Source organism: Denitratisoma sp. agr-D3, from assembly GCF_054658675.1.
Map to the genome: position 1 here is coordinate 351,364 of NZ_BAAGIA010000002.1, position 25,786 is coordinate 377,149.

At 67.2% G+C, this 25,786-nt stretch carries 27 protein-coding genes; 15 read left to right on the top strand and 12 right to left on the bottom strand.

Features of this window, described 5'->3' with window-relative positions; genetic code table 11:
- Positions 1-12 precede the first annotated feature (12 nt).
- Together ACYQ2U_RS06665 and ACYQ2U_RS06670 are read left to right on the top strand one after the other, a co-directional pair.
- Positions 13-708, top strand: a complete 696-nt coding sequence (locus ACYQ2U_RS06665; protein WP_459949576.1) for a response regulator — start codon at positions 13-15, stop codon at positions 706-708.
- Positions 689-2,083: a sensor histidine kinase gene (locus tag ACYQ2U_RS06670; protein WP_459949577.1), complete on the top strand. Its 1,395-nt coding sequence runs from the start codon at positions 689-691 to the stop codon at positions 2,081-2,083. The genes ACYQ2U_RS06665 and ACYQ2U_RS06670 overlap by 20 nt, the downstream gene beginning before the upstream one ends.
- Positions 2,084-2,101: 18 nt before the next feature.
- On the opposite strand, the gene ACYQ2U_RS06675 is transcribed toward ACYQ2U_RS06670, so the two are convergent.
- The 6 genes from ACYQ2U_RS06675 to ACYQ2U_RS06700 all read right to left on the bottom strand — a co-directional run bounded on the left by ACYQ2U_RS06675 (position 2,102) and on the right by ACYQ2U_RS06700 (position 9,486).
- A complete protein-coding gene (locus ACYQ2U_RS06675; RefSeq protein WP_459949578.1) occupies positions 2,102-4,138 on the bottom strand; it encodes a methyl-accepting chemotaxis protein in 2,037 nt (678 codons plus the stop codon).
- A gap of 134 nt (positions 4,139-4,272) precedes the next feature.
- Entirely contained in the window at positions 4,273-4,968 is a 696-nt protein-coding gene (gene mtgA / locus ACYQ2U_RS06680) for a monofunctional biosynthetic peptidoglycan transglycosylase (protein ID WP_459949579.1), read from the bottom strand.
- On the bottom strand, positions 4,965-5,768 hold the full coding sequence (gene aroE, locus ACYQ2U_RS06685) for a shikimate dehydrogenase (RefSeq protein ID WP_459949580.1): 804 nt from the start codon (positions 5,766-5,768) through the stop codon (positions 4,965-4,967). Before aroE ends, mtgA begins: the two co-directional genes overlap by 4 nt.
- A complete protein-coding gene (locus tag ACYQ2U_RS06690) occupies positions 5,765-6,529 on the bottom strand; it encodes an NYN domain-containing protein (protein ID WP_459949581.1) in 765 nt (254 codons plus the stop codon). Before ACYQ2U_RS06690 ends, aroE begins: the two co-directional genes overlap by 4 nt.
- A gap of 12 nt (positions 6,530-6,541) precedes the next feature.
- A complete protein-coding gene (locus ACYQ2U_RS06695; RefSeq protein ID WP_459949582.1) occupies positions 6,542-7,450 on the bottom strand; it encodes an energy transducer TonB in 909 nt (302 codons plus the stop codon).
- Positions 7,451-7,461: 11 nt separating this feature from the next.
- Positions 7,462-9,486, bottom strand: coding sequence for a ribonuclease catalytic domain-containing protein (locus tag ACYQ2U_RS06700; protein ID WP_459949583.1), 2,025 nt, complete (start codon positions 9,484-9,486; stop codon positions 7,462-7,464).
- Between the two features lie 91 nt (positions 9,487-9,577).
- On the opposite strand from ACYQ2U_RS06700, the gene ACYQ2U_RS06705 reads away from it, so the two are divergent.
- From ACYQ2U_RS06705 to ACYQ2U_RS06740, 8 genes are all read left to right on the top strand, one after another.
- Positions 9,578-10,777 (top strand): sensor histidine kinase, encoded by a 1,200-nt coding sequence (locus tag ACYQ2U_RS06705; protein ID WP_459949584.1) that lies wholly within the window; start codon positions 9,578-9,580, stop codon positions 10,775-10,777.
- Entirely contained in the window at positions 10,774-11,409 is a 636-nt protein-coding gene (locus tag ACYQ2U_RS06710) for a response regulator (protein WP_459949585.1), read from the top strand. Before ACYQ2U_RS06705 ends, ACYQ2U_RS06710 begins: the two co-directional genes overlap by 4 nt.
- A gap of 134 nt (positions 11,410-11,543) precedes the next feature.
- Positions 11,544-12,515: a bile acid:sodium symporter family protein gene (locus tag ACYQ2U_RS06715; protein WP_459949586.1), complete on the top strand. Its 972-nt coding sequence runs from the start codon at positions 11,544-11,546 to the stop codon at positions 12,513-12,515.
- 142 nt (positions 12,516-12,657) lie between these two features.
- On the top strand, positions 12,658-14,013 hold the full coding sequence (locus tag ACYQ2U_RS06720; protein WP_459949587.1) for a CmpA/NrtA family ABC transporter substrate-binding protein: 1,356 nt from the start codon (positions 12,658-12,660) through the stop codon (positions 14,011-14,013).
- A gap of 10 nt (positions 14,014-14,023) precedes the next feature.
- Positions 14,024-14,866: a nitrate ABC transporter permease gene (gene ntrB, locus ACYQ2U_RS06725; protein ID WP_459949588.1), complete on the top strand. Its 843-nt coding sequence runs from the start codon at positions 14,024-14,026 to the stop codon at positions 14,864-14,866.
- Between the two features lie 7 nt (positions 14,867-14,873).
- Positions 14,874-15,785 carry an ABC transporter ATP-binding protein gene (locus ACYQ2U_RS06730; RefSeq protein ID WP_459949589.1) on the top strand — a complete coding sequence of 304 codons (912 nt, stop codon included), beginning with the start codon at positions 14,874-14,876 and terminating at the stop codon, positions 15,783-15,785.
- Between the two features lie 41 nt (positions 15,786-15,826).
- Positions 15,827-16,270 carry a cyanase gene (cynS, locus tag ACYQ2U_RS06735; RefSeq protein WP_459949590.1) on the top strand — a complete coding sequence of 148 codons (444 nt, stop codon included), beginning with the start codon at positions 15,827-15,829 and terminating at the stop codon, positions 16,268-16,270.
- Positions 16,271-16,400: 130 nt separating this feature from the next.
- A complete protein-coding gene (locus tag ACYQ2U_RS06740; protein WP_459949591.1) occupies positions 16,401-16,877 on the top strand; it encodes a nuclear transport factor 2 family protein in 477 nt (158 codons plus the stop codon).
- Positions 16,878-16,901: 24 nt separating this feature from the next.
- Here ACYQ2U_RS06740 and ACYQ2U_RS06745 read toward each other — a convergent pair whose 3' ends face one another.
- The gene (locus ACYQ2U_RS06745; RefSeq protein ID WP_459949592.1) at positions 16,902-17,462 is read right to left on the bottom strand and encodes a YqiA/YcfP family alpha/beta fold hydrolase; all 561 of its coding nucleotides are present in this window, start codon (positions 17,460-17,462) and stop codon (positions 16,902-16,904) included.
- A 23-nt stretch (positions 17,463-17,485) separates the two neighbouring features.
- Entirely contained in the window at positions 17,486-18,310 is an 825-nt protein-coding gene (locus ACYQ2U_RS06750) for an undecaprenyl-diphosphate phosphatase (RefSeq protein ID WP_459949931.1), read from the bottom strand.
- A gap of 96 nt (positions 18,311-18,406) precedes the next feature.
- Here ACYQ2U_RS06750 and gluQRS point away from each other — a divergent pair, with 96 nt between their 5' ends.
- The 3 genes from gluQRS to ACYQ2U_RS06765 all read left to right on the top strand — a co-directional run bounded on the left by gluQRS (position 18,407) and on the right by ACYQ2U_RS06765 (position 21,337).
- Positions 18,407-19,324: a tRNA glutamyl-Q(34) synthetase GluQRS gene (gene gluQRS, locus ACYQ2U_RS06755; protein ID WP_459949593.1), complete on the top strand. Its 918-nt coding sequence runs from the start codon at positions 18,407-18,409 to the stop codon at positions 19,322-19,324.
- Positions 19,321-20,637 carry a radical SAM family heme chaperone HemW gene (hemW, locus tag ACYQ2U_RS06760; protein WP_459949594.1) on the top strand — a complete coding sequence of 439 codons (1,317 nt, stop codon included), beginning with the start codon at positions 19,321-19,323 and terminating at the stop codon, positions 20,635-20,637. Before gluQRS ends, hemW begins: the two co-directional genes overlap by 4 nt.
- A 301-nt stretch (positions 20,638-20,938) precedes the next feature.
- Positions 20,939-21,337, top strand: coding sequence for a hypothetical protein (locus ACYQ2U_RS06765; RefSeq protein ID WP_459949595.1), 399 nt, complete (start codon positions 20,939-20,941; stop codon positions 21,335-21,337).
- Between the two features lie 20 nt (positions 21,338-21,357).
- On the opposite strand, the gene ACYQ2U_RS06770 is transcribed toward ACYQ2U_RS06765, so the two are convergent.
- The 4 genes from ACYQ2U_RS06770 to thiD form a co-directional block, all read right to left on the bottom strand.
- Complete coding sequence (locus ACYQ2U_RS06770; RefSeq protein ID WP_459949596.1) at positions 21,358-21,774, bottom strand: bacteriohemerythrin; 417 nt, start codon at positions 21,772-21,774, stop codon at positions 21,358-21,360.
- Positions 21,775-21,847: 73 nt separating this feature from the next.
- Positions 21,848-23,125, bottom strand: a complete 1,278-nt coding sequence (gene hemL, locus ACYQ2U_RS06775; RefSeq protein ID WP_459949597.1) for a glutamate-1-semialdehyde 2,1-aminomutase — start codon at positions 23,123-23,125, stop codon at positions 21,848-21,850.
- A 21-nt stretch (positions 23,126-23,146) separates the two neighbouring features.
- Positions 23,147-23,785: a thiamine phosphate synthase gene (thiE, locus tag ACYQ2U_RS06780; protein WP_459949598.1), complete on the bottom strand. Its 639-nt coding sequence runs from the start codon at positions 23,783-23,785 to the stop codon at positions 23,147-23,149.
- Between the two features lie 110 nt (positions 23,786-23,895).
- On the bottom strand, positions 23,896-24,768 hold the full coding sequence (gene thiD, locus ACYQ2U_RS06785) for a bifunctional hydroxymethylpyrimidine kinase/phosphomethylpyrimidine kinase (protein ID WP_459949599.1): 873 nt from the start codon (positions 24,766-24,768) through the stop codon (positions 23,896-23,898).
- Between the two features lie 96 nt (positions 24,769-24,864).
- On the opposite strand from thiD, the gene ACYQ2U_RS06790 reads away from it, so the two are divergent.
- Both ACYQ2U_RS06790 and ACYQ2U_RS06795 read left to right on the top strand, forming a co-directional pair.
- Complete coding sequence (locus ACYQ2U_RS06790) at positions 24,865-25,272, top strand: response regulator (protein ID WP_459949600.1); 408 nt, start codon at positions 24,865-24,867, stop codon at positions 25,270-25,272.
- Complete coding sequence (locus tag ACYQ2U_RS06795) at positions 25,269-25,784, top strand: chemotaxis protein CheW (RefSeq protein WP_459949601.1); 516 nt, start codon at positions 25,269-25,271, stop codon at positions 25,782-25,784. The genes ACYQ2U_RS06790 and ACYQ2U_RS06795 overlap by 4 nt, the downstream gene beginning before the upstream one ends.
- The last annotated feature ends 2 nt before the right edge of the window (positions 25,785-25,786 follow it).

Genomic DNA, 25,786 nt, shown 5'->3' on the forward strand with positions numbered 1-25,786 from the left:
GAAGGGGGTTCCATGCGCATCCTGGTGGTGGAAGACGATGACACCGTGGCCGCCGGCCTGGTGGAAGGCTTGAGCGGCAGCGGTTTCACCGTGGATCGGGTGGCCGCCGCCGAGCCGGCGGAAGGGGCTCTGGCCCACACCGCCTATGACCTGGCCCTGGTGGACATCGGCCTGCCCGGCATGGACGGCCTGGAACTGATCCGCCGCCTGCGCAGGCGCGGCATCGCCGTGCCGGTGCTGGTGCTCACCGCCCGGGACGCGATGGAGGACCGCATCGCCGGCCTCGACCTGGGGGCCGACGACTACCTGACCAAGCCCTTCCTCTTGCCGGAACTGCTGGCACGGGTGCGGGCGCTGATCCGGCGCAGCCGCTCCGTGGCCAGTTCCGAACTGGCCCTGGGGCCCTTGGTGCTGGACCTGTCCACCCACAGCGCCCACATCGGCGCGGCGCCCCTGGAACTGACGGGGCGCGAGTGGGACATCCTGGAACAGCTGATGCTCGCGGCGCCCAAGGTGGTGAACAAGCAGAAGCTGGTGGAAAGCCTGTCCCGCTGGGACAACGAGCTGACCCTGAATGCCGTCGAAATCTACGTTTCCCGCCTGCGCACCAAGCTCGACCAGAGTTGCCGGGAAGCCGCCGTGGACGGCGTGTCGATCCGTACCGTGCGCGGTATCGGCTACCGCATCGATGACCACCCCGCTCCTTGAGTCCCTGTTAAGGGGCCCCGGCGCCAGCCTGCGCCGACGGCTGATGCTGTTTTTGCTGGCGCCGCTGCTGCTGCTCTCGGCCCTGTCCATCCTGGCCGACTACCGCAGCAACCTGGCCCAGTCCAACCAGGCCTACGACCACGCCCTGGCCAGTTCCGCCGTGGCCCTGGCGGCCTTGATCGGCGTGCACCACGGCGAGCTGCGGGTGGACCTGCCGCCTTCCGCCGAGGCCATGCTGCGCATCGACCCCATCGACCAGGTGTTCTTCGCCGTGTTCGCCGGCAATGGCCAGCGCATCGCCGGCGACGCCGAATTGGACAACAAGGCGGCGGCAAACGACGGCGCCAATCCGGTGTTCACCGACGACGTGCTCAAGGGCCAGAGCGTGCGCACCGTCACCTATCGGGCCCGGGGCAGCGGCGGCGAGGCGGTGATCGTGGTGGCCGAGACCGTGCACAAACGGGAAAAGGCCGCCACCCAGGCCGCCACCAAGACCGCCACCGCCGATCTGCTGCTGGTGGCGGCTACCCTGTTGGCGGTGTTCTTCGGCGTGCGTCTGGCTCTGGTGCCCCTGAACGATCTTGGCGCCGCCATCGCCCGTCGTGCGCCGGGGGACCTGCGTCCCCTGCCCGACACCACCGTGCCCGGCGAGGTGCGGCCCCTGGTGGCCGCCATCAATCAGCTGATGGGCAATCTGCGCGCCGCCCACGAAGCCCAGCAGGCCTTTTTGACCAATGCCGCCCACCAGTTGCGCACCCCCATCGCCGGCCTGCAAACCCAGTTGGACCTGGCAGCAGACAACCTGCCGGCGGAGGCCCGGCCGCGCATGGAAAAACTGCGCGATGCCTTCCGTCGCCTGTCCCACCTGACCCACCAGATGCTGGCCCTGGCCCGCTCCTCCCCCGAGGCCGACCTGGCCCATGAGTTCCAGCGGGTGGACCTGGAGGCCCTGTGCGAGGAAGCCGCCTCGGAGTTCCTCGACGCGGCCCTGGCCAAGCAGATCGATCTGGGTTTTGAGACCCGCCGCGCCGAAGTGCGGGGCTCCGCCTGGCTGCTGCGGGAGCTGCTGGCCAACTTGCTCGACAACGCGATCCGCTACACCCCCGTCGGCGGCCATGTCACGGCCCGCTGCGGCCAGGATGCCGCGGGCATCTGCTATCTGGAGGTGGAGGACGACGGCCCCGGCATTCCCGAGGCCCAGCGGGCGCGCATCTTCGAGCGCTTCTTCCGTCTGGGCGGCAGCGGCGCCGACGGCACCGGCCTGGGACTGGCGATCGTGCAGGAAGTGGCCCGGCGCCATCGGGCGGATATTGCCATCAACACCCCGGCCTCGGGCCGGGGCGTGTGCTTCCGTTTGGAGTTCCCCGCGCCCTGAGGCAGGGGCTCCGTTGCCTCAGGTGCGGAAGCGGGCGGCTTCCTCGGCCAGGGCGGCGGCCCGTTCGTTGAGCTGGCTGGTGAGGCTGTCGGCCTGGCCGGTCAGTTCGTGGGTGGATTCGGACAGGTGGGCCACGTTTTCCACCTGGCGGGCGATTTCGTGGCCGGCGCGGCTTTGTTCCCGGGCGGCGTCGGCGATGTCGTTCACCGCCGCCATCACTTCCCGCGAGCGTTGCTCGATGGCGGACAGGGCTTCCTCGACGTTGCGCGACAAAGTGGCGCTGTCCTGGGCCTTGGCCGAGGCGGTTTCGATGTCGCCGCTGACGTTGGCCACCTGGCCCTGGATGGCGGTGAGGATGGTGCCGATGTCGTGGGCGGAGGTGTTGGCCTTTTCCGCCAGCTTGCGCACTTCGTCGGCCACCACGGCAAAGCCGCGACCCGCCTCGCCGGCCCGGGCCGCTTCGATGGCGGCGTTGAGGGCCAGCAGATTGGTCTGCTCGGCGATGGCCTGGATGGTTTCGACGATGCCCTGCACCTCCTGGCTTTGCGTCCCCAGGTCGCGCACCCGCTCGGCGGCCTGGCTGACCAGACCGGCGGCTTCCTCCATGGAGCCGATGGTGTCGTGCACCGTGCCGCGCCCCTGGTCCACGCTGGCCACGGTCTGGTGGGTGAGTTCCAGGGCGTGATTGGCGTTGTGGGCCACGTGGTCGATGCTGACCGATAGTTGCTCGGTGGCGGCGGACATGCTGGTGGCGGCCGTGGCCTGCTCGGCCATGGCTTCGCGCATGGTGTGGGACAGGGCGGCCAGTTCGCCGGTGCCCTGCTGCACGCCCTGGGTGGTCTGCTGGATGTCGCCGATCAGGGTGCGCACGCCCTGGGTCGCCCGGTTCAGGGTGCCGGCCATGACGTCGGCCTCGTGGCGGCTTTCGGGGTGGCAGGGGGCGCTCTGGGTCAGGTCGCCGTGGGCCACCGCCTCCAGCACCGCCTCCACGGGGCGCAGGCGCTTGAGGTTGCTCCAAATGTAGTGGCCGACGCCGGCCGCGAGGATGATGCCCATCACCACGCAAATGGCGATCAGGTAGTTGCGCAGGGTGGTGGCGGGACCGAGGAATTCGTCCACGTAGGAGCCGCAGACGATGACCCAGCCCAATTCCTTCTGGGTCTTGAACACCACGGTCTTGGCGCGGGCCGTGCCGTCCTTGTCGACCCAGTCGTAGGCCATCTGGCCTTCCTTCTGTTCGAGGATGGTTTCCAGGATCTTGCGCGTGGTCGGGTCGCTGATTTCCGACATGCGCTTGTTCTCCAGGGTCGGGTGCAACACCATGCGGCCTTCCTTGGCGTCGCCGGAGGGCAGGGCCAGGATATACACATAGCCGGTGCGGCCCACCACGATCTTGCGCAGGTTCTCCTTGAGGATGGCCACGTTGGCCTCGGCGTCGAGACGGGCGGTGACGGCGCCCACCACGTTGCCCTCCCCATCCTTGATCGGCTCGGCGATCAGGGCGTACTGCTTGCCGCTGCGTTCCAGGGTGCCGGCGTAGGTTTCACCGGCCAATACCTTCTGCGTGTATTCGTCCTTGATGGCCTCGCCGTCGCGGTAGTTGCCGTCCGGGGTCTTGAGCAGGGTGGCGGCCCGGTAGAGTAGGTCGCCGTGGCGCACCAGCAGGGCCGGGTCCACCCGATAGATGTCGCGCAGGCGTTCCAGCAGGGCGTGGTTGCCATTGCCGATCTCCATGCCGACGCGGATTTCCGGCAGGGACTGGTTGCCGGTGGGCACCAGCCGCTCGGGGCGGACGCTGAAGGTGCCGGGCTGGGTCTTGATCAGGGTTTTCAGGGTTTCCTTGGCCCGTAGCTTGAGGGACTCCTGGGCGAAGTCCAGGGTCGAGATCGCCAGGTTCAATTGCACCCGCATGTCCTCCTGGGCCTGTTCCACGGCGTTGTGGCCGGTCTGATAGGTGACCAGGGAAACGAGCAGCGTGAAGATGACGATGATGCCGCCGGCGGTGCCGCCGATCACCCGTTGGGCGAGGGTGAAGCGCTTCAGTAGGTTCTGCATGAAAACTCCCATCCCGGCCTTGATGGCCGTGGGGGAATTCTAGGTAGCGGGGGCAACGCCAGTGGTTCGAACTCAGCCGGATAAGCGGCGCAATTTTTGGGGTCGACAACGGTGTCCGCCGACCCCGGCCGACCTCAGGGAACCTCGGAGTAGTTCATCCGCGCCAGCACGGATTCGGTCCGGGCGTTGAGGAAGGGCGAGTAGGGGTTCTTCTCGAAGCGGCGCGGTGCCGGCAGCATCACCGCCAGCCGCGCCGCCTGCTCCGCCGTCAGCCGTGCCGCTGTGGTGCCGAAGTAGCGCTTGGCGGCGGCTTCCGCGCCGAACAGGCCCTCGCCCCATTCCACCGAATTGAGATAGACCTCGAGGATGCGGCGCTTGTCCCAGAGCATTTCCAACTCCAGGGTGATGAGGGCTTCCTCGGCCTTGCGCCAGGGCGTCTTGGCGGCGGACAGCAGCAGGTTTTTCGCCAGTTGTTGGGAGATGGTGGAACCGCCCGCCACCACCTTGCCCTTCTTCTGGTTCTTTTCGATGGCCTTCTGGATGCCTTCCCAGTCGAAGCCTTCGTGGTCCACGAACTTGTCGTCCTCCGAGGCGATCACCGCCCGCTTCAGATGCACCGAGATTCTTTCGTAATCCACCCACTGGTGCTTGAGCTCGGCCTTGGGGTCCTTCTCCCGCAGTTCCGCCAGGCGGTGGTTCATGAAGGCGGTGTGGCCCGGATTGAAGAACTTCCACCACACCACCCAGCCCAGGTACCAGGCCTGCCACAGCAGCAGCAACAGGACCAGCAGGGCGAGCAGCTGCTTGCCGCGATGGAGCAAACCCTTCATCCCTGCCGCAGCCTGTCGAGCACGGGGCCGGTGGCGGGCCGCAGGCCGCGCCAGAGGAAGAAGGCTTCCGCCGCCTGTTCCACCAGCATGCCCAGGCCGTCCAGGGTGCGGGCGCCCGCCGTCCGCGCCTGGCGCAGGAAGGGCGTGTCCTTGCCGTACATCATGTCGTAGGCCAGGCAGTCCGGGGCGAAGATGCCGGCGGGCAGGGGAAGCTCCGCGTCGGCAAGGCTGGCGGCGGTGGCGTTGATGACCAGATCGAAGCGGCGGCCGGCCAGGTCGGCGAAACCGCCGGCCTCGATGCCGCCACCGGCCGCGGCGGCCAGGGCGCGGGCCTTGTCCGCCGTGCGGTTGGCGATGAAGATGCCGCTTGGCTGTTGTTCGAGCAGGGGCAGCAGGGCGCCCCGGGTGGCGCCGCCGGCACCCAGCAGCAGCACCCGCTGGCCGGCGATGGGGTTGCCGGCGTTGCCGCGGATGTCGGCCACCAGTCCGGAGCCGTCGGTGTTGTCGCCGAGGATGCCGTCCGCAGCAAAGACCAGGGTGTTCACCGCGCCGGCGGCCTCGGCCCGGGGGGTCAGGCGGGTGCTGAGGCGGAAGGCCTCTTCCTTGAAGGGCACGGTGACGTTGGCGCCCCGGCCGCCCTCGGCGCGAAAGGCCGCCACGGCGGCGGCGAAGCCGTCCAGGGGCGCCAGACGGGCCTCATAGCGCAGGTCCTGCCCGGTCTGGGCGGCGAACAGGCCGTGGATCAGGGGCGACTTGGAGTGGGCGACGGGGTTGCCGAAGACGGCGTAAAGATCGGTCATGGGGTGGCGGCCTTGCGTCGCTTGTCGCGGATGAAGGTGGCCTTGGCCGGGCCGTTGCCGATCTGGCGCGACTCCAATTCGAACAATTGGGTGGCCTCGACCAGTTCGCGCAATTTGGCGTAACCGTAGTTGCGGGAGTCGAAGTCGGGCGCCTGCTTGGCGATGTGGCTGCCCACGGTGGCGAGGTTGGCCCAGCCGTTGTCGTCGGAGGCCGTTTCCTGGGCATCCCGCAGCAGGAGCACCAAGCGCGTGTCCTGCTTGAGTTCGTTGGTGGTCTTGCGGCTGGGGGCGGGGCTGGTCGCCTCCGCCGTGGGCTCGCCGCGCAGCAGGTGGGTGTAGATGAAGCGGTCGCAAGCGGCGACGAAGGCCTGGGGCGTGGTTTCCCGGCCGAAGCCGTAAACGGTGAGGCCCGCCTCGCGGATGCGGGAGGCCAGGCGGGTGAAGTCGCTGTCGCTGGACACCAGGCAGAAGCCGTCGAAGCGGCCGGAGTAGAGCAAGTCCATGGCGTCGATGATCATGGCGCTGTCGGTGGCATTCTTGCCTGTGGTGTAGCGGAACTGCTGGATGGGGTGGATCGAGTGTTCGAGCAGCACCGTCTTCCAACTGCCCAGGTTGGGCGTGGTCCAGTCGCCGTAAATGCGTTTGACGCTGGCGATGCCGTATTTGGCCACTTCCGCGAGCAGGCCCTCGATCAGGCCGGCCTGGGCGTTGTCGGCGTCGATCAGCACCGCCAGGCGGGGTTGGCTGTCTTTATGGGCCATGGGATTCCCTTCCTATTGGGCTTGCAGGCGGTCGGCCTGGGTGAAGCTCCAGGTGCGGGCGAAGGCGAGCACGTCGAACTGTTCCCGCATCTGGCTGGAGAATTTGCCGTAGGGCGCCGCCAGGCGCAGGATGCGCAGGGCGGCCTCGTCCAGCACCTTCTGTCCGGAGGAGCGCTGCACCTCGGCCCGGACCAGCTCGCCCTCGGCGTTGATTTCGATGTACACCACCAGGCTGCCATAGAGCCGGCCCCGGGCCGCCTCGGGGTAGTTCAGGTTGCCGACCCGCTCCACCTTTTGCCGCCAGTCCTCGATGTACTGGGCCGGCAGGTATTCCATGGCGCGCATGGAGGTGATGTGCTTGATCCGGGGCCGCTTGCTGGCGTCGTCCAGTTGGCGGTCGATCTGGGCTTCGAGACGGGCGATGGCCATGGCCCGATTGGCCAGGTCGAAACCGGAAACCTGGGGCTGGGGAGGCAGGTGGTCTTCCTGGCGGTCCTGGCTGCGGATTTTCTTGTCGCTCTTGAGCTGGCTCAGCATCTGCCGCTGCCGGGCCTCCAGCTCCGCCACTCGCTGCTGGGCGGCGACCAGGTCGTTGCCTTCCTTGGTTTGCTGGGAGGGGGGCAGGGGCGTCGCGGCGCGGCGGTCCTGATCGGTATTGCCGCCGCCGTCCAGATTGGCCTGGGCCTTGACCTGGGCCTGGTCGGGACGGTTCTTGTGCTTGGCGTTCACCAGCACCACGTCCAGGGCCTGTTCCTTGGCCCGGACCAGGGCGTCGGGGTAGGTGAAGTGCACCGTCAGCAGCAGGGCGTGGGCCAGGAAGGAGGCGCCCAGGGCCAGGGTCAAATGGCGTTCCCGGGGCTTCATGGCGGCGAGGAAGGCCGGCATGGGCAGAGCGGGGCGGGCGAGGGAAAGGGCGGGCATGGCCGCCGATTTTACTCGCCGGGGGCGGCCTCGCCGTCCTCGCCGAAAGCACCATCAGCGGCGGGGGAGGCCAGCAATTCGAGGAATCGGGCTTGGCCTTCGGCCGCCAGCAGGTCGATTTCGCCGATCTCCAGCCGTACCCCCGCGCCCCGATCCAGGGCCGGCAGGGAGGGCACTTTGAGCACCAGGGGAATGTCGTCCAGGCGCACCAGGCTTTCCTTGATCACGCTGGCGGTGGCGGTCTTGACTCCTTCCTGCACCAGCCAGCGCAGGCACCAGTAGCGTTCCATATTGCGTTGGAACTCGGCGTAGGCGGCGTAGGTGAGTTCAAAGTCGCGCAGGGCCGCCAGCAGGTCGGCGGACTTGGGCGGGAAGAAGGGCGGTTCACCCCGGAGGTGGGCGATGAGCTGCCATTGGTTCACCAGGTCCACGTAGCGGCGCAGAGGCGAGGAGGACCAAGCGTAGCAATCGACGCCGAGCCCTTCGTGGGGCGCGGCGACGGTGCTCATGCGCACCTTGCCCGCCGTCTGCACCCGGTACAGGCCGGGGATGCCGGCTTCGGCCAATAGTTTGCCCCAGGTGGAATTGGCCACGATCATCAGTTCCGCCACCAGGGTGTCCAGGGGCGAGCCCCGGGGCCTTTGGCTGATCTCGATGCGGCCGGGGCCGCAAGGGGTGGTTTGCGTCCAATCCACGACGAAGCCGTAGTCCTTGCGGTTCTGCTGGCCCGTGGCGCCACGACCGGCTTCCAGCACCGTGGCCAGTTCCCACAGGCGCTTGAGTTCGTCGCGGAAGGGGAAGTCGCCCAGGCCGGCGGCCAGGGTTTCCTCGTTGAACACCGGCTCGATGTCGTGGTGGCGCAGATTGGCGGCGATGGGCACGGCTTCGAGACGGGTTTCGTGGCCGAGGATGCGCAGATCGGCGGCCACCTCCAGGTAAAGGGACAGGGCCGGCACGGTGCGGCCTTCGCCCAGGGTGAAGCGTTCCACCACGGCGTCGGGCAGCATGGTGATCTTGCGCCCGGGCATGTAGACGGTGGACAGTCGTTCCCGGGCGACCTTGCCCAGGGCCGTATCCGGCGTGATGCCCAGGCCCGGCGCGGCGATGTGGATGCCCACGGTCATGGCGCCGTCGGCCTTGAACACCACAGAGAAGGCGTCGTCGATCTCCGTCGTGTGGGTGTCGTCGATGGAGAAGGCTTGAACTGCCGCCAGCGGCAGTTCAAGCACTTCTCCATCGCCAAGGGATGCGCCATCCCCCCGCCCCCCTTCCCGAGGAAGGGGGCGACTAATCAGCAACCCCCGCCCTGGGGCGGGGGATAGGGGGAGGGGGGCGTCCTGCTCGGGATTTCCCGAAAGGGACGGGTATTCCGTCCCTTTCGGGAAATATTCGAAAAGGAATTTCCCCAGGTGGTATTCGTGGGTGTCCTTCAATTCGCCGCACTGTTGCAGCAACTGGGGCGCGGAGACGCCCAGGTCGGCGCAGGCGGTTTCGAAGGCCTTGGTTTCCAACCGATTGCGGTCGGGCTTGTAGAGCAGTTGTTGCAGCAGCGGACGGAGTTCCTCGGGCAGGCGGTGGGCCTTGAGTTCGTCCACCATGCGCTCGGCGGCGGCGGCCAGTTGTTTCTTTTTTTCCAGACCGGCCAGGGCGGCTTGCAGGATGTCCGCCGGCGCCTTGCGGTAGCGGCCCTTGCCCTTGCGGTGGAAGTACATGGGCGCGGAATGCAGGCGCAGCAGCACGGCGGCGGACTCGATGGCCGTCGGCTTGCGGCCCTGGTATTCCTCCGCCAGTTGTTCGAAGCCGAACTCCTCCTCGCCGCAGACTTCCCAGAGGAAATCGGTCTCGATCTCCTCGGCGCCCCGTTCCGCCGACTGCATCAGCTCGGCGGGGGCGACGCCGTCAAAGCGCAGCATCACGTTGGCGGCCTTGACCTTGCTGCGCTTGCCGCTGGGCAGTTCCACCTGGAGCGAGGTGTTCTGATCGGCCAGGACGACACCGGCCTTGAAGGCACCTTCATCTTCAAACAGGACGTTCATGGAAATGCGGCGGCGGAACAGCCGGGACCGTTGAGGGGGCGCGGATTATAGCCCGCCGGCCAGGGCCTTCCCTCGCGGCGGCGGATGTTGCATGATGGCCGCCATGACCGCCATTGCCCTGCCCGCCACCCCGCCCCTCGACCGTCCCGACAGCGCCCTCTGGCGCGACCAGTTGATGCTGCTGCTGGAGTCCACCGGCGAGGGCATCTATTGCATCGACCTCAATGGCCGCTGCACCTACATCAACCGGGCCGGGGCCGAATTGTTGCGCTATCGGCCGGAACAGGTGCTGGGGCGGAACATGCACTACCTGATCCACCACGCCCATGCCGACGGCCGCCATTACCCGGTGGACGAATGCCCGATCTTCCACGCCTTCCAGCAGGGCCAACCCTGCCGGGTGGACACGGACCCCCTGTGGCGTTCCGACGGTAGCGGTTTCCACGCCGAGTATTCCTCCTACCCCATTGTCGAGAACGGGGTGATCAAGGGGGCCGTGGTGACTTTTGTGGACATCACCGAGCGCAAGCGCACCGAGGAAGCCTTGCGCCAGGCCCGGAATGAGCTGGAACGACGGGTCGAGGACCGCACCGCCGCCCTGTCCGCCGCCCTGGAACAGTTGCGGGAGCTGTCCGCCCACTTGGAGACGGTACGGGAAGAGGAGCGCATCCGCATCGCCCGGGAGGTGCACGACGAACTGGGCAGCCTGCTGGTGGCCCTCAAGATGGACACCGGCTGGCTCGGCAACCGCCTCGCCGACCGACCGGAGCTGTTGCAGAAAAGCCGGGCCATGGCCCGGCTGATCGACACCGCGGTGGTGAACGTGGGCCGCATCATCACCGATCTGCGTCCCAGCATCCTCGACCACCAGGGCCTGTGGGCCGCCCTGGAGTGGCAGGCCCAGGAGTTCGCCGAGGCCAGCGAACTGGCCTGCGACATCCGCATGGAGATCGCCCCCGACGCGCCGGAACCGGAAGGCGCCTGCGCCACGGCGGTGTTCCGCATCTTCCAGGAAATCCTCAGCAACATCGCCCGCCACGCCCATGCCCGCAGCGTGGGCATCCAGGTCGAGGCCGACGCCCGGGCGCTGACGGTGGACATCGCCGACGACGGCATCGGCGCGCGGGAAGCGGAACTCAACCACCCCCGTTCCTACGGCGTGTTGGGCATGGGCGAGCGGGCCCGCCATTTCGGCGGCGAGTTGACCATCCACGGCGAGCCGGGGCGGGGCACCCGGGTCTGCCTGCGGCTGCCCCTGACCGGCAACGGCGGCGAGGGGACCTGTCCATGATCCGCATCCTCATCTGCGACGACCACACCATCGTCCGCCAGGGCCTGCGCCAGATCCTGGCCGACACCGACGACATCCTGGTCACCGCCGAGGCCGGCAGCGGCGCCGAGGCCCTGCGCCTGGTGCGGGAGGGGGATTTCGACCTGGTGCTGCTGGACATCGCCATGCCGCAACGAGACGGCCTCGACGTGCTCAAGCAGTTGAAGGACGAATTTCCCCGCCTGCCGGTGCTGATCCTCAGCACCTACCCGGAAAAGCAGTACGCCCTGCGCTGCCTCAAGCTGCGCGCCTCGGGCTATCTCAACAAGAGTTCCGACCCGGACCAGTTGGCCGCCGCCATTCGCAAGGCGGCCACCGGCGGCCGGGTGGTGTCGCCGGCCCTGGCGGAAATCCTGGCGGAAGAAGTGGCTCAGCCCGTGGAGCGCCTGCCCCACGAAATGCTGTCCCACCGCGAATACCAGGTGTTCTGCCAGATCGCCCAGGGCCACAGCGTCGGTCAGATCGCCGAGCAACTGGCCCTCAGTCCCAACACCGTGAGCACCTACCGGGCCCGCATCCTGGAAAAGATCGGCGGCCACAACGACGTGGAAATCGCCCTCTACGCCGTCAAGCACGCCCTGGTGACGCCCTAGCCCCTGTTGTGGCAGGGTCTTTCGGCCGCAACAGGGGCCGATAAAACCGCTATCTTTCATCCCCCCGACCTGCCGGCGGTCGGGCCCTCCGCACTCTGGGCAAGGGCGCGCTTTTTTCCACAAGGCAAGGCAGCATGAAATTCAAGTTCGATTGGTTCCTCAAGGGCATGCTGGTGGCCGTGGCGCTGGCCTTCCTCTGGCCCGAGCCCGGCGCCCAGGGCGGCTTTCTCCACGCCGAGGTGCTCAACAAACTGGGCATCGCCCTGGTGTTCTTTCTCAACGGCCTCGGCCTCAGCCTGTTGGCCCTGCGCGACGGCGCTCTGCGCTGGCGGGTGCACCTGCTGATCCAGGTCTGCACCTTCCTCATCTTTCCCCTGCTCGGCCTGGCCCTGCTCAAGGCTTGCGGCAACTGGATCTCCGCCGACCTGCAAACGGGCTTCTTCTACCTCTGCGCGCTGCCGTCCACCGTCTCGTCCTCGGTGGCCCTCACTGTCGCCGCCCGGGGCAACGTGCCGGTGGCGGTGTTCAACGCCACCCTCTCCAGCCTGATCGGGGTGGTGCTCACCCCCCTGTGGATGGCCTGGGTGCTGGGCCGCAACGGTGCCGGCTTCGCCGTGGGGCCGGTGATCGTGGACCTGCTGCTGTGGGTGGTGCTGCCCCTGGTCCTGGGCCAGTTGGCGCGCCCCATCCTCGGTGCCTGGGCCAGCCGGCACAAGTTGCGCATCCAGATCGTGGACCGGCTCACCATCCTGATGCTGGTCTACACCTCCTTCAGCGACTCCGTGGTGCAGGGCATCTGGTCCCACTACGGCCTGCTGGTATTGGTCGAAACCATCGTCGGCAGCGCCCTGCTGTTCGCCCTGGTGCTGTGGCTGACCAAACAGTTGGCCGGCCTGCTGGGTCTGCCCCTGACGGACCGCATCGCGGCGGTGTTCTGTGGTTCGAAAAAGACCCTGGCTTCCGGCGTGCCCATGGCCCACCTGATCTTCGGCGCCAATCCGGCCCTGGGCCTGATCCTGATGCCCATCATGATCTACCACCCCCTGCAATTGGCGGTGGGGGGCGTGCTGGCCCAGCACTGGGCCGCCCGCCCGGTGGAGGAATAAGCGGCGCCGGGCGGACGTTGGCCGGCTTGACGCTGGCATCGTGTAGTGCCAGCACTACACGAAGTGTCCGGCCCGGGCGATGGCGGGGGCGGTGGGAGGCGCCTAGGATAGGCCTCGTCCAATCGCCATTCAGGAGACCGCCATGTCCGAACGCCCCAGTAGTGCCTTTGACGCCGATCATGCCCTGACGTCCTGTTCCTGCGGACGCCACGGCAGCCAGGCCGAACACGATGCCCAAGCCCAGGCCGAGGAGGCCCTCAACCGGGAAGCCCTGCAAGGCGCGGTGATGCGCGCCCTGTTTCCCGAGGATGGCGAGCGCCGCCGTTTCCTCAAGGCGGTCGGTATGTCCACCGCCTGGGGCGCCATCTCGTCCCTGATCCCCTTCGGTGCCCTGGAAGCCATGGCCCAGGAGAAGGGGCCGCTGGAAAAGAAGGACCTGAAGGTGGGCTTCATCCCCATCACTTGCGCCAGCCCCCTGATCATGGCCGACCCCCTCGGGTTTTATAAGAAGGAGGGGCTCAACGTCACCATGATGAAGACGGCGGGCTGGGCCCTGATCCGCGACAAGGTGCTCAACAAGGAATACGACGCCAGCCACATGCTGGCCCCCATGCCCCTGGCCATTTCCCTGGGCATCGGCTCCAACGCCGCGCCCACCGACGTGATGACCATCCAGAACATCAACGGCCAGGCCATCACCCTGGCCATGAAGCACAAGGGCAACCGCGACCCGAAGAACTGGAAGGGCTTCAAGTTCGCCATCCCCTTCGAGTTCTCGATGCACAACTTCCTGCTGCGCTACTACCTGGCGGAGCACGGCATCGATCCCGACAAGGACGTGCAACTGCGCGTGGTGCCGCCGCCCGAGATGGTGGCCAACCTGCGGGCGGGCAACATCGACGGCTTCCTCGGCCCCGATCCGGTGAACCAGCGGGCGGTGTTCGACGAGGTGGGCTTCATCCACATCCTCTCCCGGGAAATCTGGGACGGCCATCCCTGCTGTTCCTTCGCCATTCCCGCCGAGTTCGTCCAGCAGAACCCCAACAGCTTCGCCGCCCTCTACCGGGCCATCCTCAAGTCCGCCGCCATGGCCCGGGACCCGAAGAACCGGCCGATCATGGCCGAGGTGCTGGCCCCGGCCAACTATCTCAACCAGCCCAAGGCCGTGCTGGAGCAGGTGCTCACCGGCAAGTTCGCCGATGGCCTGGGCAACGTCAAGACCGTGCCGGAACGGGTGGATTACGACCCCTTCCCCTGGTACTCGATGGCTTACTGGATTCTCAGCCAGATGAAGCGCTGGGGCTACGTCAAGGGCGACGTGCGCTACAAGGACATCGCCGAGAAGGTGTACCTGCTCACCGACGCCCGCAAGTACATGGGCGAGCTGGGCATGAATCCGCCCAAGGAGAATCTGCGCAAGTTCAAGGTCATGGGCAAGGAGTTTGACCCTGCCAAGGCCGACGCCTACGTGAACAGCTTCGCCATCAAGAAGGCGTGAGGAGCCGGCCATGATTTCCCGACTGACCCTGAAGGCGGCCCTGATCTCGCTGCTGATCTTCGTCGTCTTTCTGGGGGCGTGGTTCGTGGCCACCCACCAGAAGGAAGTCCCGGTTGCCGCCGGGGCCGACGCCGAGTACGCGGCCCTGATGGGCAAGGGGGCGGAGAAGAGCAATGGCTTCCCGCCACCCCAGGCAGTGGCCAAGGCCTTCGTCACCTACCTGTCCGATCCCTTCTACGACAAGGGGCCCAACGACAAGGGCATCGCCATCCAGCTCGGCTATTCCCTGGGCCGGGTCGGCCTGGGCTTCCTCTTCGCCGTCCTGGTGGCCCTGCCCCTGGGCTTCACCATCGGCATGTCGCCGCTCCTGCTCAAGGCCTTCAATCCCTTCATCCAGATCCTCAAGCCCATCTCGCCCCTGGCCTGGATGCCCCTGGCCCTCTACAGCCTGAAGGATTCCGACATCTCCGGCATTTTCGTCATCTTCATCTGCTCCCTATGGCCGATGCTGATCAACACTGCCTTCGGCGTGGCTTCGGTGCGGCGCGACTGGATCAACGTGGCCCGCACCCTGGAGGTGAGCCCCCTGCGCAAGGCCTTCCTGGTGATCCTGCCGGCGGCGGCCCCCACCATCCTCACCGGCATGCGCATTTCCATGGGCATCGCCTGGCTGGTCATCGTCGCCGCCGAAATGCTGGTGGGCGGCACCGGCATCGGCTACTTCGTCTGGAACGAATGGAACAACCTGGCCCTGCCCAACGTGATCTTCGCCGTGGCGATGATCGGCCTGGTGGGCATGGTGCTCGACCAGTGCTTCGGCGTGTTGCAGAAGTGGGTCACCTACCGGGAGTAATCACGCAATGCAATCCCATTTTCTCAGCGTCGAGGGCCTGACCAAGGTCTATCCCTCCCCCCAGGGGAACGCCGTCCCCGTTTTTGAAAACATCCACTTCGGCATTGGCAAGGGCGAGTTCGTCTGCATCATCGGCCATTCCGGCTGCGGCAAGACCACCATCCTCAACGTTCTGGCTGGCCTCGAGGAGGCCTCCGGCGGCACGGTGATCATGGATAACCGGGAAGTGCAGGGCCCCAGCCTGGATCGCGGCGTGGTGTTCCAGAGCCATGCTCTGATGCCTTGGATGAGCGTGCTGGGCAACGTCGCCTTCGCCGTGAAGTCGCGCTGGCCCGACTGGTCCAAGGCCAAGATCGAGGAACACAGCACCCGCTACCTGGAAATGGTGGGCCTCGGTCACGCCGTACACAAGAAGCCGGCGGAACTTTCCGGCGGCATGAAGCAGCGGGTGGGCATTGCCCGGGCCTTCGCCATCCAGCCCAAGATGCTGCTGCTGGACGAGCCCTTCGGCGCCCTTGACGCCCTGACCCGGGGCACCATCCAGGACGAGCTGCTGAAAATCGTCCAGGCCACGGGACAGACCGTGTTCATGATCACCCACGACGTGGACGAAGCCATCCTGCTGGCCGACAAGGTGCTGCTGATGAGCAACGGCCCCCTGGCCAAGATCGCCGAGATCGTGGAGGTGACCATGCCCCGCGACCGCACCCGCGCCGCCATCCACCACGATCCCCAGTACTACCGGATCCGCAACCACCTGGTGGACTTCCTGGTGAACCGTTCCAAGTCCTACGCCGGCGAGGCGGTGGCATCCCTGCACGACCCCCGCCATCCGCCCCTGGTCCGGCCCGGACTCCAGTCGGAGCCCGTCACCCCGGCCGAGGGCGGCCCGGCCCTGAAGCAGGTGATCAACCAATAACCCCCAACCCCCACCCTTATTTTTCTCAAGGAGTCTTCATCATGAACCGCATGGATGTCACCGAGCTGATCGTTGCCGCCAAGATCAAGAAGGGCCTCAAGTGGGCCGACGTGGCCAAGCAGATCGGCCTGTCCAAGGAATGGGTCACCGCCGGCTGTCTCGGCCAGATGACCTTCGACGCGGCCCAGGCCAAGACCCTCGGCCAGATTTTCGGCCTGCCGGAAGAGGCCGTGGCCCTGCTCCAGGTGGTGCCCTACAAGGGCTCCCTGCCCACCGCCGTGCCCACGGACCCCCTGATCTACCGTTTCTACGAGCTGATCAGCGTCTACGGCACCACCTTCAAGGAACTGATCCACGAGGAGTTCGGCGACGGCATCATGTCCGCCATCGACTTCAAGATGGACATGCAGCGGGAACCCAACCCCGCCGGCGACCGGGTGTCCATCACCATGTCCGGTAAGTTCCTGCCCTACAAGACCTACTAAAAAAACATGCCCCGCCCACCCCATGCGATTGGTGGGCGAGGGCGACGGTCCGGCAGACACCTGGCCGGACCCATGAAAACATTCGATCTGATCCCCGCGTTTTTTCGTCCACCAGAAGAAAGGAAACCCCATGAGTGCAGAGAGCGTTCGCCCCCCCGTGCCCCCCTTCACCCGGGAAACGGCCATACAGAAAGTTCGCATGGCGGAAGACGGCTGGAACAGCCGCGATCCCCAGCGGGTGTCCCTGGTCTATACCGAGGACAGCCAGTGGCGCAACCGCGCCGAGTTTCCCCGCGGCCGGGCCGAGATCGTCCAGTTCCTCAGCCGCAAGTGGGCGCGGGAGTTGGATTACCGCCTGATCAAGGAGTTGTGGGCCTTCGAGGACAACCGCATCGCCGTCCGCTTCGCCTACGAGTGGCACGACGATTCGGGCCAGTGGTATCGCTCCTACGGCAACGAGAACTGGGAGTTCAACGCCCAGGGCCTGATGCAGCGCCGCTTCGCCAGCATCAACGACATGCCCATCAAGGAAAGCGAGCGCAAGTTCTTCTGGCCCCTGGGTACCCGTCCGGCGGACCATCCGGGCCTGAGCGATCTGGGGCTGTGAGCGCCTCGCCGCAGCCGCGGTGACCTAGGACGCGGTGGCGAAGTCGAGCACCGCGTCCAGCATGGCGTCCCAACGGCTGAAACTGTGGTCGCCGCCGGGGAGCACGGTTTGCCGGGCCCCGGCGTATTTGGCCACCGCGTGGCGGTAGTCCAGCACCTCGTCGCCTTCCTCCGCCAGCAGCCAATAGCGCCCGGGGCGGGTGATGGCGGCCACGTCCAGGGCGCGCAGTTCGGCGGCGTGGGCGGCGGTGAACTCGAAGTGTTCGTCCCGGCCCCACCAGGGGTGGCGGCCGACGAAGCGGTCCAGGTCGAGGGTGGCCACCACGGCCGGATTGACCAGCACCGCCCGGCAGCCATGGCGTTCCGCCAGCCAGGTGGCGTAGTGGCCGCCGAGGGAGGAGCCGATCAGGGTCACTCTTTCCCCGCCGCTGGCGATGATGTCCTCGGCCAGGGCCACTGCTGCGCTGGGCGAGACCGGCAGTTGCGGACAGGCGAAGGCCAGTCCCCGCGCCGCGGCGGCCGCGGCGGTGCGCCTGGCCTTGTGGGAATCCGGCGAGGAGCCGAAACCGTGGAGGTAGAGCAGCACGGGAACGATGAGCGGCGTGGCCTTCAGCCGGCGGTCCAGTTCACCAGGCCGTAATGCCAGGTGGCCAGCACGGCGAGGCCGAAGGCGATGCGGTACCAGGCAAACACGGTGAAGTCGTGGTGGCTGATGTAGCGCAACAGCCAGCGCACGCAAAGAAAGGCGGAAACGAAGGCGGCGACGAAGCCCACCAGCCACATGCCCAGGTCGTCGCCGTTGAGCAGGTCCTTTTCCTTGTAGAGCTGATAGGCGGTGGCCACCAGCAGGGTGGGAATGGCGAGGAAGAAGGAGAACTCCGTGGCGGCCCGGCGCGACAGGCCGAAGAACAGGCCGCCGATGATGGTGGCGCCGGAACGGGAGGTGCCGGGGATTAGGGCCAGGGCCTGGGCCAGGCCCAGCTTGAAGGCGTCGATCACGTCCAGCTCGTCCACGCTTTCGACCCGGATGCGGTGTTGCCGCTTTTCCGCCCAGAGGATGATCAGGCCGCCGATGATGAAGGCCCCGGCCACGGTGAGGGGATTGAACAGGTGGGCCTTGATCGCCTTGCCGAACAGCAGGCCCAGGGCCGCCAGGGGCACGAAGGCCACGGCCAGGTTGATCACCAGCTTTTGCGCGTTGCGATCGTGGAACAGGCCCAGCAACACCTGGGCGATGCGCAGGCGGTATTCCCACACCACCGCCAGGATGGCGCCGGACTGGATGACGATTTCGAACAGCTTGCCCTTGTCGTCGTTGAAGCCGAGCAGGTCGCCGGCCAGGATCAGGTGGCCGGTGGAGGAAACCGGCAGGAATTCGGTGAGACCTTCGACGATGCCGAGGATCAGGGCGTGGAGCAGGGGCAGGAAATCCATGGATGGGGGCGGAAACAGGCGGGGAGGGGCGGCGGTGGCGCCGGGGATGAGATACTTGGCGCCATTGTATTCGATGCCCCCGTTCCCCTCGCTGACATGAGTCACACCGCCGCCCCGCCGCTCCGGGGACGCTTCGCTCCCAGTCCCACCGGGCCGCTCCATTTCGGTTCGGTGGTGGCCGCCCTCGGCAGTTGCCTGGAAGCCCGCCGCCAGGGCGGCGAGTGGCTGCTGCGCATGGAGGACGTGGACGAGCCCCGTTGTTCCGCCGCCGCAGCCGACGGCATCCTGCGCGACCTGGAGGCCCTGGGCTTCGCCTGGGACGGCGAGGTGCTGGTGCAAAGCCGGCGCAAGGCCCGCTATCGGGCAGCCCTGGATCAGCTCAAGCGGGACGGCCTGGCCTACCCCTGCGCCTGTTCCCGCAAGGACCTGGCGGACGCGGACACCGCCATCGACGGCAGCCCGCGCTACCCCGGCACCTGTCGCGCCGGCCTGCCGCCGGGGGCCGAGCCCCGGGCCTGGCGCCTGCGCACGGACAATGCCCCGGTGGTTTTCGACGACGCCCTCCAGGGCCGCTGCGCGCAGTGCCTGGAACGGGACGTGGGCGACTTCGTCCTGTTGCGGGCCGACGGCTATTTCGCCTATCAGTTGGCGGTGGTGGTGGACGACGCCGACCAGGGCGTCAGCCACGTGGTGCGCGGTGCCGACCTGCTGGACTCGACCCCGCGCCAGATCGCCCTGCAACGCTGCTTGGGGCTACCCACGCCGGCCTATGCCCATCTGCCGGTGGCCGTGAATGCCGCCGGCGAAAAACTGTCCAAGCAAACCCAGGCGCCGCCGGTGGACGCGACCCGGCCCCTGGCGGCGCTGCTCGCCGCCTGGCGCTTCCTCGGCCAGGCGCTGCCCGCTCGCGACGAGTTGGTCAGCGCCGAAGACTTCTGGGCCTGGGCGCCGTCCCGCTGGTCCCTGGATCGCGTCCCCCGGGTTCGCACCCGGCAACCGGATTTCCTGTCATGAGCCGCAGCCCTTCCCGCACCATCCCCATCCATCCCGCCACGCCGACCGTCGTCGCGGCCGAGCCCCGCTTCACGGCCCTGCCGCCCCTGTCCCTTTACGTGCACGTGCCCTGGTGCGTGCGCAAGTGCCCCTACTGCGACTTCAATTCCCACGAGGCCAAGGTGGACCTGCCGGAGGATGCCTACGTCGCGGCCCTGATCGCCGACCTGGAATCGGCCCTGCCCCAGGTGTGGAACCGCCCGGTGCACAGCATCTTCTTCGGTGGTGGCACCCCCAGCCTGCTCTCGGTGCGGGCGGTGGACACCCTGCTGGCGGCCTTCCGCGCCCGGCTGCCCCTGTCGCCGACGGCGGAAATCACCCTTGAGGCCAATCCCGGCACCGTGGAGGCGGACAAGTTCGCCGGCTTTCGCGCCGCCGGGGTGAACCGGGTGTCCCTCGGCATCCAGAGCTTCGACGACGCCAAGCTCCGCGCCCTGGGCCGCATCCATTCCGCCGCCGAGGCGCAGCGGGCCATAGACCTGGCCCTCAAACATTTCGATCAGGTGAACATCGACCTGATGTACGCCTTGCCCCAGCAGACCATGGCGGAGCTGGAGGGCGATCTGCGCCGGGCCGTCGCCTGCGGCACGCCCCACCTGTCGGCCTATCACCTGACCCTGGAGCCCAACACTCCCTTCGCCCACCAACCGCCACTCCTGCCCGACGACGATGTCGCTGCCGACATGCAGGACCTGGTGGAAGCCACCCTGGCCGCCGCCGGCTATGAACACTACGAAACCTCGGCCTACGCCAAGGTCACCAACCGCCTCCCCCGCCTGGAGGGGGAGGATGGGAGGGGGAGCGTTGGAGCCCCTGAGCAGCCAAATCGCGCAAGCGATGCGAGATGCTTCCACAACACCAACTACTGGACCTTCGGCGACTATCTGGGCATCGGCGCCGGCGCCCACGGCAAGATCACCTCTTCGTCCCCCTCCCTGGCCCCGGGCGAAACGCCGGTACTGCGGGAAATGCGGCGCAAGCATCCGCGCGACTACCTGGAAGGGGCGGCTCGGGGCGACTTCGTCCAGGAGCGGCGTTTCGTCACGGCGACGGAACTGCCCTTCGAGTTCATGATGAACGCTCTGCGCCTGGCGGACGGTTTCGATACCGGTTTGTTCACCGACCGCACCGGCCTGCCCCTGGGCGTGGTGGAGGCCACTTTGATCGCGGCCCGCAAGGAAGGCTTGTTGAGCGTGACGGGCGACCAGATCGCCCCCACCGCCCTCGGGCGGCGTTATCTCAACCGGCTGTTGCAGGCCTTTCTGCCCGAGTAAGCCTCGCGTCCCCATCGCCGCGCCAGGGGAAAGCCAGCCATGGGCCGGCTTTCCCCTGGCGCATTCTTTGCGAATCGGCAAGGAAGGGGTGGGGCCGCGTGCGTTTTGCGACAAGTCCGGCACCGCCCTCCCTACCGTTCCTGGTGAGGTATCGAACCATGAACGGGCCACCCGACCATCCCTAACCTGAGTTGAAACTGTTCCCCAAAATCTCGAATTCCCAGCAGCAGGCTCCCTCTCCCCTCGAGGGAGAGGGGCGGAGTGAGGGGGCGGAAAATCATCCAACTGATCCCCATACCCCATGCTCACCCCCGCCGATACCACTCGTCTCCAAGCCTGGGCCTCCGTCACAACGCTGAGCCCCATTCATCGGGATTGCATCACCACCCTGATGCTGAAAATCCTCGACGGCAAATGCAAGATGGGTCAGCGGGAAAAAGATGTGGTGGCGGTGATCTACCAAATCAGCAAAGACCATCCCGGCCAATTGCTCGGTGCTCACCACCACGCGCTGATTGCCAGGGCGCTAGCGGGCATGGATGACACGTTGGTGAGCGAGGTGTACGAACAACGGCTCTACGCCGAGACCATGATCTCGCGGCCGGTGATGAAGGCCTTCAAGGCCTGGCTGCGGGAGGAGGGCGTGTTGGCCGGCGGGGCGGCGGGCGGGACGGACGATGAGGAACGTCCGCCCATTTGACGGCGGGGATGCGCCGGGGGTCAGGCGGCCTGTTGAATCGGGGCGACGCCGGGGAAGTGCAGGGCCAGATAGCGGGCGTATTCCTGGTCGCTGCGCAGGATGTGGGTGATGAACCATTCCCGCATGAACTGCACCAGTTCCAGGGAAATGTCTTCCTGTTCGGACCGTGCGTGCAATTGCTCCAGGCGTTGCTCGATGTCCCGGTGGCCGGCCTGGTGCTTGTCCAGGCCGGGGTAGCCGGCGATTTCGAGCAGGGTCTCCTCCACGCTGAAATGCTTGGCCATCAAGGCGCGCAATTGATGCAGTGCCGCAAGGGCAAGGATGCGTCTGTCCTTGCTATCGAGGGCACTGCTCAATTGGTTCAGGCAGTCGAGGATGTCACGGTGTTGCCGGTCGATGGCGGCGATGCCGACCGAATATTCCGGTCTCCAGTCCATTGCGGTCTTCCTGAGGCAGAGGGCGATGGACGGATAATACCATGGTTATATTACCTAAGGTATATATTCCAGGTTACGGCCGGGCGAATACGGCCTCCGCTGCGGCAATCGTGGCCGCCAGGTCCGCATCGCTGTGGGCGGCGGAGACGAAGCCGGCCTCGAAGGCGGAGGGGGCCAGATAAACCCCTTTGCCCAGCATGGCATGGAAGAAACGATTGAAGGCGTCCTTGTTGGCCCCCATGACTTCGGCGTAGCTGGTGGGCGGCGTGGCGGCGAAATAAATGCCGAACATGCCGCCTACGGATTGGGCGCTGAAGGTGACGTTATGTTGCTTTGCAGCAGCCGTCAGGCCGTCCACCAGGCTGCGGGTCTTGGCCGTCAGGGCTTCGTAGAAACCGGGGGCCTGGAGTTTTTTCAGGGTGACCAGGCCGGCGGCCACGGACAGAGGGTTACCGGACAGGGTGCCGGCTTGATACACCGGGCCCAGGGGGGCGATCTTTTCCATGATCTCGCGCTTGCCGCCGAAGGCGCCCAGGGGCATGCCGCCGCCGACGATTTTGCCGAAGGTGGACAGGTCGGGAACGATGCCGAACAGACCCTGGGCGGACTTGGGACCAACGCGGAAGCCGGTCATCACTTCGTCGAAGATCAGCACGGCGCCGTGCTTCGTACACAGCTCGCGCATGGCGGCGAGGAATTCAGCCTTGGGCGCGATGAGGTTCATGTTGCCGGCCACGGGTTCGACGATCACGCAGGCGATCTTGTCGCCGTGCTGGGCGAAGGCGTCCCGCAGTTGCTGGGGATCGTTGTAGTCCAGCACCAGGGTGTGCTGAGCCAGATCGGCGGGCACGCCGGAAGAGGAGGGATTGCCGAAGGTGAGCATGCCGGACCCGGCCTTCACCAGCAGGCTGTCGGCGTGACCGTGGTAGCAGCCCTCGAACTTGATCAGGATGTCGCGGCCGGTGTGGCCCCGGGCCAGGCGGATGGCGCTCATGGTGGCTTCGGTGCCGGAGGACACCAGGCGCACCATGTCCATGCTGGGCACCAGTTCGCAGAGCAGGTCGGCCAGTTCGATTTCGGCTTCCGTCGGCGCGCCGAAGGACAGGCCCTTGGCAGCCGCCTCCTGCACCGCCTTCACTGTGTCGGGCTCGGCGTGGCCGAGGATCAGGGGGCCCCAGGAGCCCACGTAGTCGATGTAACGCTGACCGTCCGCGTCCCAGACGTAGGGGCCTTCGCCCTTGGTGAAGAAGCGGGGCGTGCCGCCCACGGAGCGGAAGGCCCGCACGGGGGAATTCACGCCGCCGGGAATGTGGCGCTGGGCGCGGACAAACAGGTCGTCGTTCTTGCTCATGGTCGCAATCTCACTCAATGTTCAAAACAGTGTCTGGTAGGCCTCGGCCCGGGACGCGATGTCCATGGCGTCGAAGAGGTCGGTGATCACCGCCACCAGGTCGGCGCCGGCGGCGATGACCTGGGGGGCGTTGTCCAGGGTGATGCCGCCGATGGCGGCGATGGCGCAACGCTCGCCGAAGCGGGCCCTGGCCTCGCCGAGCAGGGCCAGGGGAGCCTGGACGGCGGCGGGCTTGGTGCTGGAAGGGAACAGGGCGCCGAAGGCGATGTAATCGGCGCCGGCGGCCACGGCCTGTTCGGCCCGGGCCATCTCGTTGTAACAGGACACGCCGAGGATGCGCTGCGGTCCCAGTTGTTCCCGCACGGCAGCCAGGTCGCCGCCGGGAACGTCCTCCCGGCCCAGGTGCACGCCGTCGGCGCCGATCTCCAGGGCCAGGGCCAGGTCGTCGTTGACGATCAGCTTGGCGTTTTCGGCGCGGCAGACGCGCACCAGTTCGGCGGCCTGGGAGCGGCGCAGGGGCTGGGGGGCGGTCTTGTTGCGGTATTGCACGATCTTGACGCCACCCTTGAGGGCCATGGAGACCAGTACCGACAAGCGGGGCAACAGCGGATCGTCCGGGGTGACGGCGTAGAGGCCGCGGAGCGGAAACGGGTCAGTCACGGGAAAAACAGATCCTTAAAAAGTGAGCGAAACGAAGCTATTCAGCAACCCCGCCAGGGGGCGGGGAGGGGGGACTTGGTTGTGCCCAAGGGGGAAGGGGAGAAAAGAGCCTAGGACTCTTCCTCTTCTCCCCTAGCCCAGAACAAGCGGTCCGGAATGAACTGCCCCATGCCGGGGCGGAAGCCGGCGGCCAGGGCCTGCCAGGTGTATTCCTGGGCTTCCTGCACGGCGGCCTCGATGTCGGCGCCGCCGGCCAGGCTGGCGGTGATGGCCGAGGCCAGGGTGCAGCCGGAACCGTGGTAGCTGCCGGGCAGCCGTTCCCATTTGTCGCTGCGGATCTGGCCCTGGCCGCCGTAGAGGGTATTGGCCACCTGGGGGGTGTTTTCGTGGGTGCCGGTGATCAGCACGTATTCGGCGCCGGCGGTGATCAGGCGACGGGCGCAGGCGTCCAGGGTGAGGATGGCGCTGTCCTTGCCCTCCTCGCCTTCTTCCTCTTCCTCGGCCTCCTCCTGGGCCAGGCGGCGGGCCTCCAGGCTGTTGGGGGTGAGGATGGTGGTTTCCGGCAGCAGCAACTCGATCATGGCCGCGACCATTTCCTCGTCGGCGAACTGGTCGCCCCGGCCCGAGGCCAGCACCGGATCCAGCACCAGGGGTACGTCCGGGTAGTCGGAGACGATCTCGGCGATGGCGGCGATGTTCTCCACGCTGCCCAGCAGGCCCAGCTTGAAGGCGGCCACGGGCACGTCTTCCAACAAGCTGCGGGCCTGGTCGGACACCCAGTCCGGGTCCATGGGCAGGATGCCCTCGACGCCGGACGTGTCCTGCACCGTGACGGCCGTCACCACCGACAGGGCATGGCAACCCATGCTCGACAGGGTGAGGATGTCGGCCTGGATGCCGGCGCCGCCGGTGGGGTCGGTGGCGGCGAAGGTCAGCACCAGGGGAGGCAGGTAGGGAGGCGGGCGGTTGGAGGAAAAAGCCATGGCAGGGCGGAACCTGTGCTGCGGTAAGATTCGGCCATTCTAACCGAATGGTTCCGGCGCCCCCCGGGCCTTTCCGCCCCCGGGGCGGCCTCCGACATGACCGACGCAAGCACCCCCGATCTCTCCGGCCTCAAGGTGATGGTGATCGACGACTCGAGCACCATCCGTCGCAGTGCCGAGCTGTTCCTGAGCCAGGCCGGCTGCCAGGTGGTATTGGCCGAGGACGGCTTCGACGCCCTGGCCAAGCTGGTGGACGAACAGCCGGCGGCGGTCTTCTGCGACATCCTGCTGCCGCGCCTGGACGGCTACCAGGTCTGCGCCCTGATCAAACAGAATCCCCGCTACGCCGCCACCCGGGTGGTGCTGTTGTCCTCCAAGGACAGCCTGTTCGACCGCGCCCGGGGCCGCCTGGCCGGGGCCGACCACCATTTGGCTAAGCCCTTCGCCCAACAGGACCTGCTGCGGGTGCTGGCGGACCTGCCACCACAGCGGGCGGCGGCATGAGCGCCAAGACCTCCCTCCGCGATTTCCAGCAGGGCCTCAGCGAGCGCCTGCACCGGGCCGGCCGCCAGTCCGGCGGCGGCACCCTGCTTTGCGTCGAGGCCGGCGGCGAGCGCTGGTTGCTGGATCTGTCCGATGCCGGCGAGGTGGTGCCCATGCCGCCCCTGGCCGATGTGCCCCTGACCCAGCCCTGGTACGCCGGGCTGGTGAACATCCGTGGCAGCCTCTACAGCGTGGTGGACCTGGCCGCCTTCCACGGCCTGGCGCCGACGCCCCGCAACGGCCTGGCCCGGCTGCTGCTGGTGGGGGCACGCCACGGCATCAACAGCGCCCTGCTGGTCAACCGCATCCTCGGCCTGCGCGCGCCGGAAGGCCTGCGCCCCGAGCCCGCCGCCGCCGACGGCAACCGGCCCTGGGCCGGCGAGAACCTGCGCGACGGCCAGGGCATGCTGTGGCGGCGGCTGTTGCTGCCCTCCCTGCTGGACTCGCCGCGTTTCCTCGACATCGCCCTGTAGTT